This window comes from Pseudochryseolinea flava (genome assembly GCF_003286915.1).
GTDB lineage: Bacteria > Bacteroidota > Bacteroidia > Cytophagales > Cyclobacteriaceae > Ohtaekwangia > Ohtaekwangia flava.
On sequence record NZ_QMFY01000004.1, the window covers coordinates 322,882 to 341,579 of the forward strand.

Genomic DNA, 18,698 nt, shown 5'->3' on the forward strand with positions numbered 1-18,698 from the left:
CCTCACTGAATTCTATCTCACCGTCATGTAAACTGAACCACTCTTAAAATCGAGTTTATATTCCAATTCAACGAAATATTGAGATTTTACAGTAGCGCCCTGAAGGGTCCCAGGAACCCAATCTTTCTCAACTTTACTTAACCCCTTCAACAACTCCGCGTCACATTCCTTCATAATTCCCCTAACAATTTTGGTTTCAATTGTGCCATCGGGATTAATCCACACCGATGCAATAACCACGCCTTCGACTCCCATTCGTCTTGCTTGCATCGGATAGGTCATAACGCTATTTAACTCGTCATGCAGGCGAACTTTAGCCCCCAAGTATGTAGGTGGTGTGTCTAATATCAACAGCTTTTCCGTTCCATTCACGTCAACGATATACGGTTCTTCCATTGTTTTATGGAACTTCATTTGTTGCGCTGAATAATCAAATGTTTGTTCCAACTCTCCATCCACGAAAAACTTCCACTCGCCAACTTTTTGATTGTTCTCGTACTTCCCTTCAATGGTTAATTGATCCGTCATTGAGTATCTTTTATAATCGCCATGCTTAATTTTTTTATCGGATGCTAACACAGCGTATTCCTCTCTAAAAGTTTTTTCTCGCTTCTTAACGTTTTTTAATTCTTGTCCATAAGTAATTTGGTATGAGAGCACTGTTAACACGAGTAGCAAAGTGAGTCGTTTCATGTAATTGGAGTGATAAAGTACGTAGTGTATTGTTGTCAAATGTCGCGTTGTAAGAACTGAACGGCAACCTGATTGCGCACAACGTCTGTTTAGGCATCGGGGTTACCAACACAAATCTAAAAAGAAATAAGCAAAGGCTTCCCTTACTTCTTAGTCCTTATCTTCTTTACTTTTAGTTCCTACTTCTTACTTCTTATTCAGAAACCAGCTTCCAGAAGCCAGCGCCCCTTACGCATCACCTAAATTACGTTACCGTTTGCTGAAAAATATGATCCTAAAATACGATCCAGGTAGATGTTTTTTCCTTGAAATCTTTAACTTTAACAACATTGGAATGTGCCTATGGGAAGAGTTCTACCTAAAACCGCTTTATCGATCTTTCATTTTTTAAGCGTCGGCGTCGACATTGGTCTCATCCTTCGATTGTCTGAGGAAAAAGAGCCTCTGACTCTACCGGAACCGAACAAGACTGAGCTATCTCGGCTACATTTCAATATCTATTCCTAAAACCTGTTCATCACAACGCTAGCATGAAGAAATTTTTACTTGCCTTGCCTCTCTTTTGTATCGCTTTTGTGTGTGCCCAAGCGCAAGAGCGAAAAGTATCGGGTAAAGTGAATTCCGCTAAAGATGGCGGTGAGTTACCTGGCGTAAGCGTTCGCATCAAAGGCACTAACCAAGGCACCGTGACCAGTACTGATGGCATTTATGACATCAACGCCTCCCCTACAGATACACTTCAATTCACGTTCGTAGGATTTATTACACGCGATGAAATCGTCGGAAACCGCACGGTAATCAATGTACCGATGGACACAGAAACGACTGAGCTTGACGAAGTTGTTGTGACAGGTTTTCAAGAAGTTGAACGCAAGTTGTTCACGGGGTCAACGGCCAATATCAAAATGAGTGAAGCAAAAATTCCCGGTATGACAGACGCAAGTCAGATGCTTGAAGGTCGCGTCGCTGGGGTTACAGTTGATAACATCTCAGGCACGTTCGGTGCGAGTCCAAAGATCAGGATTCGCGGAAATACGTCTATCAATGGAGACACACAGCCCTTGATGGTGGTTGACGGTGTAATCCTAGAAGACCTCAATGCCGCGACGGCCGACGACATCATGACTGGAAATGCAAATACATTGACGACCTCTTCTATTGCCGGCATCAACCCAGACGACATTGAGTCGATGCAAATTTTGAAAGATGCCTCCGCTACGGCACAGTATGGAACTCGCGCGAAGAATGGTGTAATCGTCATCACCACGAAAAAAGGTAAGAGTGGCCAAACAAAAGTGTCGTACACAGGCAATTTCTCCTTTCACATCCGTCCTAGCTACAGTCAGTTTGATATCCTTAATTCCAATGATGAAATGTCTGTTTATCGTGAGATGTACGATAAAGGGTTGATTGACGTTACCACGGCCGTGAAAGCAAAAAACTATGGTTCGATAGGAAAGATGTTCGTGCTGGTGAATAGAAATCAACTTCGTTGGGATGGCGACGGAACCTTGAACGAAGAGTTTCTCAACAAATATGAGAATGCCAACACAGATTGGTTTGACGTCCTGTTCCGAAACTTCTCTGTACAACAGCAACATTCCCTGAGCTTCACCTCCGGTTCTGAAAAACAGAGCAATTATTATTCACTCAGCTTCATGGACGATGCTGGTCAAACCATCGCAGACAATGTAAAGCGTTATGTGGTGACGGCAAAAAATTCTTTTCAATTCACTGACAAATTTCACCTTGACCTCAAGTTGAACGCAAACTATCGCGATCAAAAAGTACCGGGCACTCAGAACCGCGACTTCGATCCGATCACAGGACGATTTAAACGCGACTTCGACATTAACCCGCTGAGCTACGCACTCAATACGAGTCGTTCCATTCGTCCGTACGATGACAACGGTGAGTTGGAATACTTCCGACGCAATTTCGCAGCGTTTAACATTCTCGACGAGTTGTCGCTGAACTATATCAACATCAACGTAAGCGATATTTCGACGCAGGCAGATTTTAATTATGAAATAAAACCAAACATTGTTTTTCGCAGCACCATTCAAGGACGATATGCAACGACGAAGCGCGAGCACGTCATTCACGAAAAATCAAATCAAGCAGAAGCATACCGTGCCGATAGCACACAATTCATTAAAGCGGCGAATAATTTACTTTACAGCGATCCAGATGACCCATCGTCACAGCCCAAGGTCGTTCTTCCTGTCGGCGGTTTCAACAACATCAACGAAGACGAGCTTACATACTTCTATATTCGCAACAGCATCAACTGGGATAAAGTATTCAACACGGTGCACAGCGTAAACGTGATGGCCGGGCAAGAGATCAAATACACCAACCGCACATCACGTCGTGCGGATGGCATCGGTGTCGTATATGAAAATGGTGGTGTCGTGCAAACAGATCCTTCGATGATTGAATTCCTCGCGCGGCAAGGCATCAGCCCGTATGCACTTGGTAAGGATAAAGAAAGGTTTGCTGGCTTGTATGTTACGGGTGCGTACGCTTATAAAGAGAAATACATCTTTAACGCAACGGCACGATACGATGGATCTAATCGTCTCGGTGAAAGTATTCAAGCACGTTACCTGCCGACTTGGAACGTGAGTGGTGCATGGAATATTGATCAAGAAGATTTTTTCAAACCAAAGTGGGTTGATTTTTTGAAAATCCGTGCAACGTATGGCCTATCCGCAAACCTCGGTCCGAATACGAGCGCATTGTTGAATATTCGTTCTCGCGTGACATTGCGTCCAACGGATGTAGAAACTTACCTATACATTCAGGACCTCAAAAATGATGACCTCACTTGGGAAAAACTTAAAGAAGTTAACGTTGGTTTCGATTATGGTATCTTCAACAATAACGTAACGGGAACGATCGACTTCTATCATCGTAATTGTTATGACCTTATCGGCTTATTTCAGACCAGCGGTGTGGGTGGTGCCGAATTTAAGAATGGAAACTATGCCGACATGACCGCACGAGGTTTCGAATTTGCCATCAATGCATTAGCGTTGCGCAGTCGTGATTTCTCATGGACTACCAGCTTCAACATTGGTTATACACGCGACGAAATAACCCGTTTGGAATTTAATCCACGTTTGGGCGATGCGATTGTACAAGGTGGTGCTGCCGTGATCGGTGGGCCACGCCGCGGCTTGTTCTCCACGCGCTTCGCTGGATTGGATACGCGCGGTATTCCAGCATTCTACGATGGCAACGGTGAAGTTGTTTACAACTATAGTCTTCAAGACCGTGAAAACATAAGAGACGTTCTGAAATATGAAGGCTCAGCAGAACCGCGCGGCGCAGGTGGTTTCACGAACATCTTCACGTATAAAAATTTTGCTTTAAATATTTTTATCTCGTACAAGTTCGATTACAAGATCCGGCTTGACGATGCATTTAGCCCCCGGTATACCGACTTCAGCTCACTGTCCAGAAGTTTCGTCAACCGTTGGGTAACGTCTGGAGACGAGCAGGTAACAGATATCCCGGTCATACTCGATCAGGAAATCCTGGAAAAAGAAACCTCCGATTATCAAAGTGCCTACGACCTTTATAACAAAAGTACTGCACGTGTTGCTGACGGAACCTATGCACGCTTGAAGTCAGTGCGATTAAGCTACACGTTACCAGGACAGCTGGCCCGTAGAATCGGCGCGAACAATGCATCGATATCCTTTGAAGGGCAGAATTTGCTGCTGCTCTATTCAGACAAAAAACTCAACGGACAAGATCCGGAGTTCTTCTCTGCAGGAGGCGTTGCTTTACCGCAGCCAAAGCTTTTCACGACGTCTATCACATTAAACTTCTGAGGGTATATGAAAAAAACAATTCGATTTTCTATTCCCGTCATTGTCCTTCTCCTCTTAAACAGCTGTAACCAGTTTCTGGATGAGACGCCCGACAATCGCGTTGCACTGGATACACCAGAGAAGTGTGCGCAGTTGTTGACAAACGCATACAGTGCGGCAAGTTATAATTTCACTGAGTGGATGGGTGACAATGTCACTTTCACGGCAGGCACCACACGCCTTCCTGAACACGAGCAGCTCTATGCTTGGGAAGACGTTACGAGTGTAAATCAAGACACGCCAGCGTTTTTCTGGAGTGCTACCTATGAAGCCATTGCACATGCAAACGAAGTGCTCGCCATTATTGACGGTCTTGCGGGTGATGAAGACTTAAAAAGAGCGGTGAAAGGTGAAGCACTACTTGCCCGTGCTTATGGCCATTTTATGCTGGTCAACATTTTCGCAGAACACTACAATGAAGACAATGCAAAACGTCGCGACGGCGTGCCTTACGTGGAAGAACCCGAAACGGAATTCATCAAGAAGTACGAGCGTAATTCCGTTGAAGAAGTCTATGAAAAAGTAGAACGCGATCTATTGGATGGATTGGAATTGGTGGATGAGTCGTTTTTGGCAAACTCGGGCAAATATCATTTCACAAAAACATCTGCCCTCGCATTTGCTTCTCGATTCTACCTGTTTAAAGGCGATATGGCGAACTGTATCAAATATAGCAGCGAGATGTTAGGCGACGATCCAAGTACGTATGTCAAAGATTTGCAAACGCTTTTAGAGGAATATATCGAGCCACAAGATTTTCTCCGCAGCTTCACCTCGACGGCTGATGCTAGCAATTTGTTAGTGATTCGAAACATCACGAATGCTCATATCAGTGTGGGCTATTGGCCAAGCCCTGCATTGGCGCAAGAGATCTTCTCTAAGCCTTCATGGCTACCGATTGACTTACGCTTCAGCGACCGATATCCGATCTTTGTGCGCGGCACCGATAACCTAGGTTTTGGAAAATATGATTTCCTTTTTGAACGTTCTAGTCTTACGTCAGATGTTGGGTTGAACTACACCATCGATCCTGTGTTCAGAGGAGAAGAAGTATTACTTAATCGCGCGGAGGCATATGTGCGCGACAACCGGGTTGCTAATGCCATCACCGATTTGCAAACGCTCGCCAACAAACGTTACCCTGGCGGTAGCCCAATCACGCAACAACGGCTTCGTGAATTTTACGGCACAACAAATACGCAGCTCGCTGTATTTCAATTTATTCTTGATGAACGTCGCAAAGAGTTTATACACGAGGGCCTTCGATGGTTTGACATCAAGCGATTCGAAATACCTGTACAGCACATCACGCAAGAGTTTGATCTGATTGTACTGGACAGCGACGATGATAGGAAAGTATTACAAATCCCACAGTCGGCCATCGACATCGGCGGCCTTGAACCGAACCCACGATAATAACCAGCCACCACCATGAACAAGAAATTATATACATACGTCTTGGCCATCACATTGATTGCATTGGCCGTTGGTTGCGCTGAAGACAAACTCGATGCACCGGTAAAAACTGTGCCGCTGTCTAACGATCCACTCGACATTTACATTCGCGAGAATTTCCTTGCTCCCTACAATGTCGCTATCCGATACAAGTACGTAGATCGATATGTAGAGGGAGACAAGCGCGTAGTGCCTACAGACCGTGATCTGGTTATTCCGATGTTGAATTTTCTTGATGAATATTGGATACAGCCCTTTCTCGCCGTCGACAATGGTGAAGCGTTTTTCAAGCGTTACGTCCCCAAAGAAGTTGTGTTTATCGGCTCGCCGATATTTAACACCGACGGGACCATTACGTTGGGAACCGCCGATGCTGGCGCCCGAATCACCATTACACAAGTAAACGAAATTGACGAAGAAAATCCAGATTGGGTATTTCTTCAACTCAACACCATTTATCACGAGTTTGCACACATCGTGCATCAGACTTTTGATTTACCGGCCAGTTTTGAGCAGATATCTCCGAGGGGTTACACCTCCCCAGGATCATGGTATACATTGAGCAACGAAGATGCGCTCAAACGCGGTTTTGTATCACCGTATGCTACTACTTCGTTCAATGAAGATTTTGCTGAAACTGCGGCCTTCATCTTGTTTGATCCAAACTTTGATGAAAACTATCTCGACTTAGAAGTTTGCAACGGTGACGCTGAGTGTTTAGAGCGTAACGCAGGTCGTGCTTTGATCAAAACAAAATACAGTTCTATACTCAGACACTACGAGCAGCACACCGGCGTAAAATTATTAGAGGTTCGTGAAATCATTCAAGACAAGTTGAACTAATGAAAAAACTATTCTATCTCTGCCTTGCCCTGCTTCTTGTCATCACCTCTTGTCAGGATGACGACATCAACAAATTCGACAAAAGCGCCGATGAACGTGTGGCGGAAGCGATATCTGGACTTAAGTCAAAGCTTACGGCTCCAGATAATGGTTGGGTCTTAAAGTATCGTCCTGAAAATGCATCGGGGTCATTTCATGTGCTGCTGAAATTCAACGATGACAATACGGTGAATATTAAAACCGATGTAGGCTATCGCGAAGGAAAATTTCATGATCAAACCATCACGTATCGAATCGACAACGCACTTGGCCTTGAATTGATATTTGAGAGTTACTCCTTCTTCAGTTTCTTGTTCGAGCAAAACGGTGCTTCGTTCGGTGCTGAGTTCGAATTTATTTATCAGGGGGAAACATCAAGCGATGCATTGGCATTTCGCAGTAAGTCAGATCGTGCAAACCCAACGGTTCTTTTCTTTGAAGAAGCTACCGCCAATGCCGAAGATTTACTTGGTCCAGCGCTATGGGAGAACTTAAATGAATTTAGCACCGCGTCACGTCTGGTCTATGAAGACAAAGACTTAGCGGTATATCTCTCGTTCGACACATTTAGAAGAACCGCACACTTCAACTACATTTCCGCGAAGACTACACTGTCTCAAGGTAAAGTACTCGACCTTACGACTGGATATATTTTGCGTGGCGATTCTATTGTATTCGACAAACCACTGGAGACTTCATTCAAAACGAACACGATTAAACTCAAGAGTATATTAATGGAGGATTTCGAAGAATCAACACTCGAGCGATGTGGTACACCGGAACCTTCACCGATTTACAGCGGTGCAACAAATGCTAATCAAGCCGTAACGTTAGAGCGTACATTATTTAATGGTGCAGGCGCATCGTTTCAAACAAACGGAGAAATCTTCTTTGGCGACATCCGAAACATATTCGACGAGAATGGTGATGCCGTTGATGCTACCATTGCTGCTGACCTTCAAGGCGCCATTGCAATGCTGATTTACAACACCAATGATTTAACCGCGGTAGGTTTCTTTTTAGAGAACGCAGATGGATCAAATACAATTGCTGTGCTCGAGGGAACGCCTACATTCACAGGCAACATTCTTTCATACGATTTTGCATCGGAACTTACCGTGTTTCGCAATACGAACCCAGACGCGAACCTTGATAACATACAGCCCTATATAGACCGCTTAACTCAGGGAGGCCAAACCTATATTTATCCGTACAACGATACGTTCTACGAGCTCTACAACCCATGCAGTGGGTGGCGGTTCTACTTTGAAATTGTGCAGTGATAACGGATGTCGGTTCACGGATAACCGATAACAGTTCACGGTTAACGGATAACAGTTCACGGATGACAGTTCACCGATGACGGTTCACGGATGACAGTTCACCGATGACGGTTCACGGATGACAGTTCACGGATGACAGTTCACGGATGACAGTTCACGGATAACAGATAACCGATAACCAAATACAAAAATTCAAGCGTGCGAATTGCTTTTGGTGCGGCAAATTGATAAGTTAAAGTAAAATCTGCGAATCCTAATCTTTGCCGAAAGTGCGCGTTATGGGTTGGTGCTGATTCAACATTAAATTAAAAGTCATGAAAAAGAATCTACTCGTGATGGGTTCCGCAGCGATTTTAGCAGCGATGCCCCTTGTTATGGCGTCTTGCGGGAAAGACGACGATGATCCGCCATCAAAAGCAGCAATCTCATTTGAGATGTCGGAAACAACAGTGTATGAAGATGAAGGTACTATTGAATACACCATTGTCTTGGATAAGCCTGCACCGGAAGATTTCGTACTCGAGTTTGACATCACAGGAACCGCGACAAATTTAACAGACGTTAATCCAGAACAGGAGCCATACGATTTCGAAGTGGTTGGCGATGAAAGTGAAATCGAAATCGCAGAAGGCGAAACAGAGGCAAAGATTTCCATAAAGTTTTGGTCTGACTGGATCCTTGAGGAAGACGCAGAAACGATTGTGATCAAGCTCGACGATGTTAACAGCGAAAATAACCTCATCACGATTTCGGGCGACGATGAGCTTACCATCAACCTTGTAAATGAAGACGGCACATTGGTTGGCCTTGAGTGGGTGGACGTTGACGACGATGGAAAAAATGAGCCCGTTGATATGGACTTGATTTTCTGGGCAAAAAATGATGAGAGCGAACTCACACCTATCGACGCTCCTCCTTTTAGCGCCCCTTACAAAGACAATGCGTTTGAGTACGTTTTCTATCCAGACATTCTTGAATTTGAAGACAATGACTACGCCTTTAGCTACACGTATTATAAGGGTGAAGTTGACTCGTTATTATTCGGCGTTTATTCTGTGCGCTTTGAAAACGGCGACTACAATGAATCGAATAACCTCATGGAAGCTTCAGGCATCTATGAGACGGTAAATAAAAATCCGTGGGCAGACAGTGAAGAACCAACTTTTGTGATCGCACAAAACTTTGAGATTGAATCAAACATTTTTACAAACTTTACGCCTGAAGACACGATCATCGCTGCAGCTGAAAGTAGCCGCGTACGCGCGAAGTCGTTCAGCAAAGAAACAACATTGAAGTTTCCTGCCACGCTGATGCAGAACCTGCCAAAGGAGCGTCAAAAAATATCCGACGCGGCAAGGGCTAAATTCCGATCAAAACTCAAATTGCAGTAACCATTCATAAAAGGAGATCAATAAAAGATCTCCTTTTTTACTTCAAAACATCCGCGTTCTTTCTATAGAACACGTTTCTTTTCCAAAACGCCATTTTAGTACACACCATTTGTTCTGTAAGAAAATTCCATCATCACAAAATTGCCCCTCGCGTCATTCTCGCCTGTCCATCCGCCATCTGCGTGTCAATACGCAGTATTATTCACAAGACGAACGGATTCCTTAGCTGCAACTGCCGCGAATCAAACTTGCCAATACCGATCGGCTTTGCTTGCGTGTAAAGCTGCTCCCCTGCGACTCATCGCTAGTCACATACGCTCATCGTTAAAATTGTCCAAGCATGAATTTACACTCCGCCAATTCGGATTTAACTATAAGAAAACGATTGTCACGATATTCTATATGAAGTACATGTCGACGTCATGATGATGCTCCATTTTCCACTTCACGCATCAGTATATTCTCGTATAGTATCAAGCGTGATGCGCACACGAGGTGATATAATTTTTTCAGTCATTGAAAATCTAAAAAGCCTATTTCATTACACACCGGTATCAATCGCTCCTGCTCATTGTAATTTTGCACTGTCGACAACGAACCGGATTCTTTTTTTGACTTAATCTTCGTGATCAATCACAGCAACACTCTGCTGTAGGATCCAGAAAAATTATTTTTTAATCGTGCGCGATGACTATCGTCATTGGGCCTAAACACTATTGCCTACATGAAATCAACATTGAAGATCAACAACCTGTGGAAGGTATTTTGTTTCGTAACACTTCTCGGCGCATTCTCGCAATGTACCGAAGATGAACTTCAAATGACAGGTGCTGATAAAAGCATTAACACTACGGACACACAGCAAATTTCTCAACTCGCAACGACTACAGCATGCGCTACATGCACGTATGTTGTGCCTTCCAACGCCTATAAAATTGACGGTGCTGCACTCGGCTTCAAACCTGGTGACGTAATCTGTCTTAGTTCTATCAATCAATATAAAAGCTTGTACTTTGTCAACATTAATGGCACCGCGACACAACCCATTACAATTACGAATTGTGGTGGAACGGTTAACATCAACGGCACTGGCAAATCATTCGGTATCAAAACAGAAAAGAGCAAGTACTTCCGCATTACCGGATCTTCTGCCGCTACCTATGGGATAAAAATATACGGCGCTAACCTTGGCATTACACTCGACTATTTGAGTTCAAATTTCGAGGTCGATCATATCGAAGCATACAACATCGGCTTCGCTGGCATTATGGCAAAGACAGATCCTTCATGCGACGCGGCTACATGGCGCGGTGCTTTCACCATGCGTGACATTTCATTACACCATAATTATATCCATGACACGGGTGGAGAAGGTTTTTATGTCGGAAATTCATTCTACATGAATGGCGTATCAACGTCTTGTGGCGTTAAACTTCCGCACGCGATCGAAAATGTAAAAGTGTTTAACAACCTTGTGAAAAATTCAGGATGGGAAGCAATTCAAGTTGGGTCTGCTACTGTTGGTGCTGCGATCTACAACAACACCATCGAAAACTACGGCACTAAAAATGTTACAAACCAACGCAACGGTATGCAGATTGGCGAGGGTACTGGCGGTGTTTGCTATAACAACTTTATCAAAAATGGTCCTGGTAATGGGATGGTCGTGCTCGGCCTTGGAGACAACGTCATTCATGACAACGTTATTGTTGATGCGGGTAGTCACGGCATTTTCTGTGACGAGCGTTACACTCCAGGCGGTGGATTCAAATTCATCAACAACACCATTGTAAACCCGAAACAAGATGGCATTCGTTTGTATGCGGACCTTGTTGCCATGAACGTTGTGATGAATAACATCATCGTTAACCCGGGGAGCTATACAACCTACAAATCGCCACGCACCGGCGAAGATGCTTACCTGTATAAATTGAGCAACACGGTGAAAGTGACACTAAGCAACAATTACTTCACACGTGATATTGCTGCGGTAAAATTTGTAAGTCCTTCGACTAACAACTATCGCTTGAGCGCGGGATCGCCGGCAATCAATACGGGTGCGAGCATTTCAGCGTACAATGTGTCGACAGATTTTTATCTGCAGACTCGCCTGAAGGGTGCAGCATACGACATTGGCGCTGCTGAATATTAATATTACGGATAGACCTAAAGTATCACTTGAGCTGCACGGAGATCGTGCAGCTTTTTTTATTAAAAATATTGCAAGAAATCAGTTGGTGTGATTCAAAAGCATAGAGGTTTTTTACTTTTGCCTGGCCGTATGCTGTCACAGCCAATCGAACGATGATTCGTTTTAACGAACATTAACATCGTTTGCGTAGCGTGCGTCAGTGATAATTAAGAAAGAAGAAGTAACTAGCGGCCGTAACCTTAATACCCTCTCTGCTATGCACCCTCTACTTTCCCCTGGTGGGAGAAGGTCACGATATGACCTATTCTCACTGCGTTACGCATTCGTTGTTGGAAAATTGCTCTGCCTCCTGATTGCATTTTCCTTCTCTTGCACTGAGCCCGAACTAAACGTATCACCGACGACAATCGTTGACGAAGAAAACTCAACTGAAAATGCTAAAATCAATGCCGCCTGCGGATGCACCTACGTCGTCCCGGCCAACATACATCGCATTGACGGGAATGTATTAGGCATCAAACCTGGTGATGTAATATGTTTGAGTTCATCGATCAATTACTTGAATTTACTTTTTGTGAACCTTACGGGAACACCATCAAAGCCAATCATAATCAAGAATTGTGGCGGTACTGTAAACTTGAAACCCTTCGGAAGAACCTTCGCACTCAAAACACAAAACAGTAAACATTTTCGAATTACAGGCACGGGATCCAGCGCCACTTATGGCATCCGAATAACAGGAACAAGTTTAGGTGTTACGCTCGACTACCTGAGCACAAACTTCGAAGTAGATCATATCGAAGTATACAATGTAAATTTCGCGGGTATCATGGCGAAGACAGATCCCTCCTGCGACATTCTCACATCTCGCGGTAAGTTCACCATGAAAGACATCAAGATTCACGACAACTATGTGCACGACACCGGCGGAGAAGCATTTTATATTGGTAACTCTTTCTTCCTGAATGGCGTCATCACACCCTGTGGTCTTCGGCTGCCACATGAAATCCATCGTGTTGAGATTTACAACAACAAGGTAAAAAACTCAGGATGGGAAGGTATACAACTTGGATCGGCCACGGTGGGTGCATCCGTCCACGACAATACTGTTGAAAACTATGGCTGGAAGAATATCGCAAATCAACGCAATGGTATTCAAATCGGAGAAGGTACGGGTGGGCAATGTTTTAATAACCTCATCCATACTGGCGTTGGCCATGGCATTGTTGTTCTCGGACTCGGCGATAATGTTATTCATGATAACATCATTGTGAACGCAGGCTTCAGCGGAATATTCTGCGATGAGCGTTATACGCCAGGCCCTGGGTTCAAATTTTTGAACAACACGATCATCAATCCAAAAATTGATGGGATCAGAATTTATGCAGACTTGGTTCCATTGAATAGCATCTACAACAATATCATTGTGAACCCAGGTAGTTACGGAACGTATCCATATCCAAGAACGGGACAAGACTCATACGTTTATAAGCTCAGCAAAAATGTAAAGCTGCAGATGTCCAACAACCGGTTTACACGAAATATTGCACACATGAAGTTTGTGAGTCCTTCAAAAAACAATTATAGACTCCTCGCAGGATCACCTGCAATTGATCAAGGAAAAAACATTAAGGCTTATAATATCACCAAAGATTTTTATCAAGGTGCGCGATTGAAAGGCAACGTATACGACGTTGGCGCATGTGAGTATTAGACCGCGCTTCCAAACTTAAAACGCTATTGCACAAAACGACGATAGCGTTTTTTTCTTTTGTAGATAATTGTCCCCTAGTCGATTCAATTTTTGAATTGCAGACCGCTGGAATTAGTTTTTAAGAGAAGGATTCGTCAACCCAGAATCCAACTCTGGGAACGTATGGATCAACGATTAATGATCAGCAAAATTAACACTAACAATATCACGCTTGAAAGCAACGCCATGCCCAAGCGCAGAATACGAACCGAAATGGTTTACCCAAAAAGACTATTCCGGTGAGTAGAAATCCTGGAACGCTACTTTGAGGATAAACCACTCGCGTGCCTGTCCCCGAAGTAGCTTCGCAGGTCCGATTATTTAGCTGCAACGATTATGAATCTAAAGTCAATTTATCTTACCGACACGTACAAGGCTTACCTAGCAGGCGCTGAAATTGAAAGCGCATTTGTCTCGCTCAACGAGAAAGTGGAGCCAGGACAACACGTCATGGTTTTTCAGAATTCGCCCGCTACAGATCTACTTGTAACCGTTCCTGCCGATCAAGAAGCAAAGAGTATTGGTGTAGAAGGCGTCATCACGCAAGTCAATCGCGTCACAGACATGAAGAGTGGCCGCGTAGAACAACGCATCAGGTTAAAAAAAGCTTAGCCCGAGTATTCGAACGTTACTTGAAATAGGAGCGAAAAATCTTCGTCCAAATCGCATAGCCATCTTTATTCATATGAAGTTTATCTTCGATAAAGAGTTCCGGCTTCGGTTCTCCATTTTCCCCTAACATAGCCGGCCAAACATCCAACACTTTTACGTTCTCCTCACGCTTTGCCCATTTCTTAAGCTTACGATTAAATTGTTGATACTTTTTTTTCAACGCCCAACGGCTTGGGCTCGGCTTCGGTGTTACATACACAATCTCAACGGTAGCAGGTACTTTTGCACGAATCGCATCAACCAATTTATCAGCATCAGCCAGCACACGCTTCACATCTTTACCAGCGTTCAAATCGTTATCACCTTCATAAATAAAAATTTGCTTTGGATTATATCGTGTGATGAGTTCGTCGACGTAAAAGATAAGATCAGAGGTCTCAGATCCACCGAAACCATGATTCACAACATGACGATCCGAAAAATCCTCTTGCAAACTATTCCACATCCTAAAGCTAGAGCTACCCGCGAACACGATTAAGTCACTATGCGCAATATTCGCGTCACGCGCGATGATCTTATCCACCTCACCTTGGAAGCGCTTCGGATCCTGTGCCTGAATGGTATGAACGATAAAAGAAAGTGATAAGGAAGCAATCAACAATATTTTCTTCATGGTTGTTTTATTCAAAGTTGGTGAAGATAAACAATAACCGTACAAGCGAACATCTCATCGTGGAAATAGTCATCAAATTTTGTGATGAACGGGATTATGCAAGCGATGTCGAGAGGTTAAAAATCCTCGATTCGGGGTGGCACGGCGTTTTTAATTCTGTTGATAGTTTTAAATCATTATGACAGTGAAAAGCAAAACCAACATTAGTATGATACCGGATAAAATATTGTATACGGATGGGCACGATGTAACCGTTACCGAGTCTACCTTTCAGGTTAGACAAACTGCATATGAATTGCGCGGGATTACCAAATTCGGTTTGCTCATCAGAAGACCAGATAGGTTACCAGGCTTGATCTTGTTATTAGTCGGCCTCGTTGTATTATTGGTAGGGTTGATGAATTTCATCACGCCGTCGATGATCGCTGATGTCCGCATTGGTGATTCGATGGTAAGTGCAAACACCATCGCGATTTGGACAGGTGTCACACTAACGCTTGTGGGCGTAATCTCAATGATCGCTGTTCGTGAACGCTACTCGGTTAGAATTGCAACTGCCGAAGGCGAGAAAGACGCGATCGTGAGTACGAAACGTGAATACATCAGTCAGATTGTCGACGCACTGAATCGTGCTGTGAACTACCTTCAGTATAATTCTACCGGCACGCGCTATCTGAATAGCACGAAATAATTTCAAGATACATTGTTTGAGAAGGCTGTTTTACGACAGCCTTTTTTATTGCCGAAGCTTATTGAGCGGCTCGTGTTCATGCATCAGGTCCAAACAATCTTCAATCATCTTCACAGCTTTATCAAAAAGCTCTTCATCACCAGCTGTCATTTTCCTTAAAGCAGATCTACCCTCGTGTATAAAAACAACGGCAAAGTCAGGATCATTAACAAAAATATTAGTGACGTTATCGATGATGTCAGCATATTTCACAGTTTGGGCGTCGCCGCTAATTTTTGAAAGGCGATCCGCTTCACGCATCTTACGGGCGCGCCTATTGAGCTCAGGATAATTCTTTTTCGTGTACACATCGGTTAATTCAACTACCAATGCCAATGTGCGATCCGCCATTGATGCCGGCATAACCTGGTGCAAAAAAACATGCATCTCTTCCTTGGTAATTGTCGTGTCTTCCAACACATCGTGCAACAACGCCGCCGCTAAGACGGCAACATCGTCCGTGTAGTCTCTACAATTTTCCATCACGCGCATGGGATGAAAAATGTAGCGCTCATTCGAGTACTTCCTGCGCTGATCACCGTGTGCATGATCTGCAAACACTTTCACTTTCTCGAGGATATCGTTCATAGACAAAAGAAAAAAATAGACGCCCGTTTAAGAGCGTCTATGAAGTTAATCAATTATTTAGATTCTGTCAGAGAGGATTGTTTCAATTTATTTTTATCGGCAGTCGCACTAGTTGTACCTGTTACGGCCGAGTTTGAAACATAACTACTACGCCCGAAGCCTGAATCATAACTTCCTTCTTGCACGCGAAGTCTGACTTCTACATTCTTCACCCCAGATACAGCTTCTGCGACATCCTCTGCCCTACGTTTGTCACTACGGCTTTGCACAGTGCCCGTTAGCGTTACCTCACCATTTTGAACAGTAACGTCAATATCACTTGCATCCACAAATGCGTCGTCACTCAAGCGATCGTTGATATCGTCTTTTATGCGTTCATCAGAACGTTGGTAGCCTTTGGGTCCTTTGCCGCGATGTCGACCTTCACGTCTACGATCTTGCTCACGACGACGCTCTGCCTCTTCGTTCCCAAACCAAGATGACACCTCGTCGGTTGTCTTATCCCACCAATCGCGCTCTCCTTGCTGCGACTCATATTTATTTCCATAATTGGAGTCCTGACGCGCATATTCATATGGCCAATAATCTTGTTGTGCGTAACGACTGCTCTGACGGCCCCGATTATAATCGCCTCCGGATCCAAAACGATTACCACTGAAGCCTCCACGATTTACATTGCCATAGGTACCACCATAGTTACGATATCCTTCGCCGCTGTTGCCATAACTCCCGCGTGAGTAGTCTTCATAGTCGGGATAGTCATTCTGATATGAACTTCTGAAGTTGCTACTGTCAGAACTTCCCCATGACGAACCTTGATTGTTCTCATAGTCGTTCTCGCGATTTCTGTTGTTGGCATAGTCACGATTGTCACTCCAATATCGATTGCCACTGTTTCCGTAGCTTCCGCCGTAGGAGCTTCGCTGATTTCTATTCCGATCATATCCCTCGTTGCCATATCGGTCTGACCAGCTGCCATAACTTCCATATTCGCTATCATCATTGCTCGAACTACTGCCGTAGCGATTACCATAATCACTGTAGTCACGTTCTTGGTTGTAATCTCTGTTTGAGCGTTTGCCTTCATTCCATTGCTGTTGCTGACTGCGATTCCAGCCGCGGTTTCTATTATTCTCTGCCATAACGATTACGTTTAATTGTAGTTGATATAATCTAGATGAAAGAGCGGTAACAAAACGATGCCTGGGGAAGGGAAGACGTGAGAAGTAAGAAGTAAGAAGTAAGAAGTAAGAAGTAAGAAGTAAGAAGTAAGCAGGAAGTCGGGAGACAGGAGACAGAAGTCGGGAGTCAGAAGGCAGTTAACACGTCAACACATCAGCATTAATTCGATTCTACTAGTGTTTTTGTGCGGTAGGTATCGAAGATGACGATGAAGATGCCGACCATGATCGAGACGTCGGCGAGATTAAAGATCCCGGTTTCAAAGAGGCCAAAATTGATATGCAAAAAGTCAGTGACGGATCCGTAGATGATACGATCGTATATGTTTCCAATGCCTCCGCCGAGCACAAAGCAAATTCCAATCAGTGTTGTGCTCTGAATATCCTTTCTGTTGAACACAAAATAAATTCCAGCCAACAAAACGAGCACCGGTATTAAAATTAAAATCGCCTGCTTCACCAGTGAAGGCAATGCGTGACCCAGGCTCAAAAATGCCCCGGAGTTTTCTACTCTCATCAGTGTTACACTATTATTGAACATCGAGATTTGCTCATCACTGGAAACTTGACTCCGGACGATCGACTTCGTGATTTGATCACAACTAATACTTGATATCAAAATGGCAATGATAACGACGGTTCTGATGACACCTGATAATTTGGACATAATCGACCTTTAAGGATGTTCAATATAGTCATCAAACCGGAAAAATCAATCCTTGAGCGGGATTAGACAGCTATGAGCGGCGACACATGTACCTTTAGTTGACTTTGAGCGTCAATTTTGTCGATCAAAGAAAAAAATAGACTAGGAAGAAAGTGCTGCGAGACATCTCTCCTAGTCTATTTTAGTTAGGATTAAAGCCTATTTCTTATTTAAGCCCTCCTTCACGCGGTGATAACGATATTCGAATCGCTTTCCATGTACACTGGCACGACTCGATATCTTCATCTCTGCCTCCTTTACGGCAATAGTCCACTCTGAGGGAACTTGTGATACTTGCCCATTATCACTTGAACTATCGAGGTACAACAGTCCTCCTTGTTCGTTCACACGATATGATCCTGAATCGATCGCCTCAACAGTACCATTTTGTCCAGCACTACCGAGGGAATATTTACCATCTTCCGAGAACTCGATCCAATCAAATCCGAGAGTATCCTTTCTTATCGCACCTTTCTTTTGAAGATCAACTGTCTCCTTCAATTCCCATTTTCCAACCACATCAGAGATGAGTTTCTTTGTAACCTTCTTTCCTTTCTGATCTTGTGCGTGAATAGTTGCCAATGGCAACATGATCGCCATCATAAACCAAAACATAACCTTTACAGCTTTCATAACATAGTTTTTTATTAGGGAATAATAAAAATTCTTATGCCCCTGCGAGCAAGCGAAGAAAGCTGCATTTGCAAAGGGATGTATA

The 18,698-nt window shown here is 43.9% G+C and carries 15 protein-coding genes; 9 read left to right on the top strand and 6 right to left on the bottom strand.

Annotated features, from left to right (window positions below; genetic code table 11):
- Positions 1 to 12: 12 nt before the first annotated feature.
- On the bottom strand, positions 13 to 693 hold the full coding sequence (locus DQQ10_RS10785; protein ID WP_112746868.1) for an energy transducer TonB: 681 nt from the start codon (positions 691 to 693) through the stop codon (positions 13 to 15).
- Positions 694 to 1,223: 530 nt separating this feature from the next.
- Here DQQ10_RS10785 and DQQ10_RS10790 point away from each other — a divergent pair.
- From DQQ10_RS10790 to DQQ10_RS10825, 8 genes are all read left to right on the top strand, one after another.
- Positions 1,224 to 4,535 (top strand): SusC/RagA family TonB-linked outer membrane protein, encoded by a 3,312-nt coding sequence (locus tag DQQ10_RS10790; RefSeq protein ID WP_112746869.1) that lies wholly within the window; start codon positions 1,224 to 1,226, stop codon positions 4,533 to 4,535.
- Between the two features lie 6 nt (positions 4,536 to 4,541).
- Positions 4,542 to 5,990 (top strand): RagB/SusD family nutrient uptake outer membrane protein, encoded by a 1,449-nt coding sequence (locus DQQ10_RS10795; RefSeq protein WP_112746870.1) that lies wholly within the window; start codon positions 4,542 to 4,544, stop codon positions 5,988 to 5,990.
- A 15-nt stretch (positions 5,991 to 6,005) separates the two neighbouring features.
- On the top strand, positions 6,006 to 6,872 hold the full coding sequence (locus DQQ10_RS10800; RefSeq protein ID WP_112746871.1) for a substrate import-associated zinc metallohydrolase lipoprotein: 867 nt from the start codon (positions 6,006 to 6,008) through the stop codon (positions 6,870 to 6,872).
- Positions 6,872 to 8,194 carry a DUF4302 domain-containing protein gene (locus tag DQQ10_RS10805; RefSeq protein WP_112746872.1) on the top strand — a complete coding sequence of 441 codons (1,323 nt, stop codon included), beginning with the start codon at positions 6,872 to 6,874 and terminating at the stop codon, positions 8,192 to 8,194. Before DQQ10_RS10800 ends, DQQ10_RS10805 begins: the two co-directional genes overlap by 1 nt.
- Positions 8,195 to 8,508: 314 nt before the next feature.
- Complete coding sequence (locus DQQ10_RS10810; protein ID WP_112746873.1) at positions 8,509 to 9,585, top strand: variable surface lipoprotein; 1,077 nt, start codon at positions 8,509 to 8,511, stop codon at positions 9,583 to 9,585.
- A 724-nt stretch (positions 9,586 to 10,309) separates the two neighbouring features.
- A complete protein-coding gene (locus DQQ10_RS10815; RefSeq protein ID WP_112746874.1) occupies positions 10,310 to 11,737 on the top strand; it encodes a right-handed parallel beta-helix repeat-containing protein in 1,428 nt (475 codons plus the stop codon).
- A 256-nt stretch (positions 11,738 to 11,993) separates the two neighbouring features.
- A complete protein-coding gene (locus DQQ10_RS10820) occupies positions 11,994 to 13,451 on the top strand; it encodes a right-handed parallel beta-helix repeat-containing protein (RefSeq protein WP_133259617.1) in 1,458 nt (485 codons plus the stop codon).
- A gap of 375 nt (positions 13,452 to 13,826) precedes the next feature.
- Positions 13,827 to 14,102 carry a hypothetical protein gene (locus DQQ10_RS10825; protein WP_112746876.1) on the top strand — a complete coding sequence of 92 codons (276 nt, stop codon included), beginning with the start codon at positions 13,827 to 13,829 and terminating at the stop codon, positions 14,100 to 14,102.
- A 16-nt stretch (positions 14,103 to 14,118) separates the two neighbouring features.
- Here the strand turns inward: DQQ10_RS10825 and DQQ10_RS10830 are convergent, their stop codons facing one another.
- Entirely contained in the window at positions 14,119 to 14,775 is a 657-nt protein-coding gene (locus DQQ10_RS10830; RefSeq protein WP_112746877.1) for an SGNH/GDSL hydrolase family protein, read from the bottom strand.
- A gap of 208 nt (positions 14,776 to 14,983) precedes the next feature.
- Between DQQ10_RS10830 and DQQ10_RS10835 the strand changes: the two genes are divergently transcribed.
- The gene (locus tag DQQ10_RS10835) at positions 14,984 to 15,466 is read left to right on the top strand and encodes a DUF6232 family protein (protein WP_133259618.1); all 483 of its coding nucleotides are present in this window, start codon (positions 14,984 to 14,986) and stop codon (positions 15,464 to 15,466) included.
- Positions 15,467 to 15,511: 45 nt separating this feature from the next.
- On the opposite strand, the gene DQQ10_RS10840 is transcribed toward DQQ10_RS10835, so the two are convergent.
- The 4 genes from DQQ10_RS10840 to DQQ10_RS10855 all read right to left on the bottom strand — a co-directional run bounded on the left by DQQ10_RS10840 (position 15,512) and on the right by DQQ10_RS10855 (position 18,613).
- Positions 15,512 to 16,093, bottom strand: coding sequence for an HD domain-containing protein (locus DQQ10_RS10840; RefSeq protein ID WP_112746879.1), 582 nt, complete (start codon positions 16,091 to 16,093; stop codon positions 15,512 to 15,514).
- Between the two features lie 53 nt (positions 16,094 to 16,146).
- The gene (locus DQQ10_RS10845) at positions 16,147 to 17,235 is read right to left on the bottom strand and encodes a BON domain-containing protein (RefSeq protein ID WP_112746880.1); all 1,089 of its coding nucleotides are present in this window, start codon (positions 17,233 to 17,235) and stop codon (positions 16,147 to 16,149) included.
- Positions 17,236 to 17,434: 199 nt separating this feature from the next.
- The gene (lspA, locus tag DQQ10_RS10850) at positions 17,435 to 17,941 is read right to left on the bottom strand and encodes a signal peptidase II (protein ID WP_112746881.1); all 507 of its coding nucleotides are present in this window, start codon (positions 17,939 to 17,941) and stop codon (positions 17,435 to 17,437) included.
- A 198-nt stretch (positions 17,942 to 18,139) separates the two neighbouring features.
- Positions 18,140 to 18,613, bottom strand: a complete 474-nt coding sequence (locus DQQ10_RS10855) for a hypothetical protein (RefSeq protein WP_112746882.1) — start codon at positions 18,611 to 18,613, stop codon at positions 18,140 to 18,142.
- Positions 18,614 to 18,698: the final 85 nt, after the last annotated feature.

Bases quoted from the DNA above. Each gene is read 5' to 3' on its own strand.
- DQQ10_RS10835 (WP_133259618.1), top strand. From the start codon at position 14,984: ATGATACCGGATAAAATATTGTATACGGATGGGCACGATGTAACCGTT.
- DQQ10_RS10855 (WP_112746882.1), bottom strand. From the start codon at position 18,613: ATGAAAGCTGTAAAGGTTATGTTTTGGTTTATGATGGCGATCATGTTG.
- DQQ10_RS10790 (WP_112746869.1), top strand. From the start codon at position 1,224: ATGAAGAAATTTTTACTTGCCTTGCCTCTCTTTTGTATCGCTTTTGTG.
- DQQ10_RS10805 (WP_112746872.1), top strand. From the start codon at position 6,872: ATGAAAAAACTATTCTATCTCTGCCTTGCCCTGCTTCTTGTCATCACC.
- DQQ10_RS10800 (WP_112746871.1), top strand. From the start codon at position 6,006: ATGAACAAGAAATTATATACATACGTCTTGGCCATCACATTGATTGCA.
- DQQ10_RS10810 (WP_112746873.1), top strand. From the start codon at position 8,509: ATGAAAAAGAATCTACTCGTGATGGGTTCCGCAGCGATTTTAGCAGCG.
- DQQ10_RS10830 (WP_112746877.1), bottom strand. From the start codon at position 14,775: ATGAAGAAAATATTGTTGATTGCTTCCTTATCACTTTCTTTTATCGTT.
- DQQ10_RS10785 (WP_112746868.1), bottom strand. From the start codon at position 693: ATGAAACGACTCACTTTGCTACTCGTGTTAACAGTGCTCTCATACCAA.
- DQQ10_RS10840 (WP_112746879.1), bottom strand. From the start codon at position 16,093: ATGAACGATATCCTCGAGAAAGTGAAAGTGTTTGCAGATCATGCACAC.
- DQQ10_RS10825 (WP_112746876.1), top strand. From the start codon at position 13,827: ATGAATCTAAAGTCAATTTATCTTACCGACACGTACAAGGCTTACCTA.
- lspA (WP_112746881.1), bottom strand. From the start codon at position 17,941: ATGTCCAAATTATCAGGTGTCATCAGAACCGTCGTTATCATTGCCATT.
- DQQ10_RS10795 (WP_112746870.1), top strand. From the start codon at position 4,542: ATGAAAAAAACAATTCGATTTTCTATTCCCGTCATTGTCCTTCTCCTC.
- DQQ10_RS10815 (WP_112746874.1), top strand. From the start codon at position 10,310: ATGAAATCAACATTGAAGATCAACAACCTGTGGAAGGTATTTTGTTTC.
- DQQ10_RS10820 (WP_133259617.1), top strand. From the start codon at position 11,994: ATGCACCCTCTACTTTCCCCTGGTGGGAGAAGGTCACGATATGACCTA.
- DQQ10_RS10845 (WP_112746880.1), bottom strand. From the start codon at position 17,235: ATGGCAGAGAATAATAGAAACCGCGGCTGGAATCGCAGTCAGCAACAG.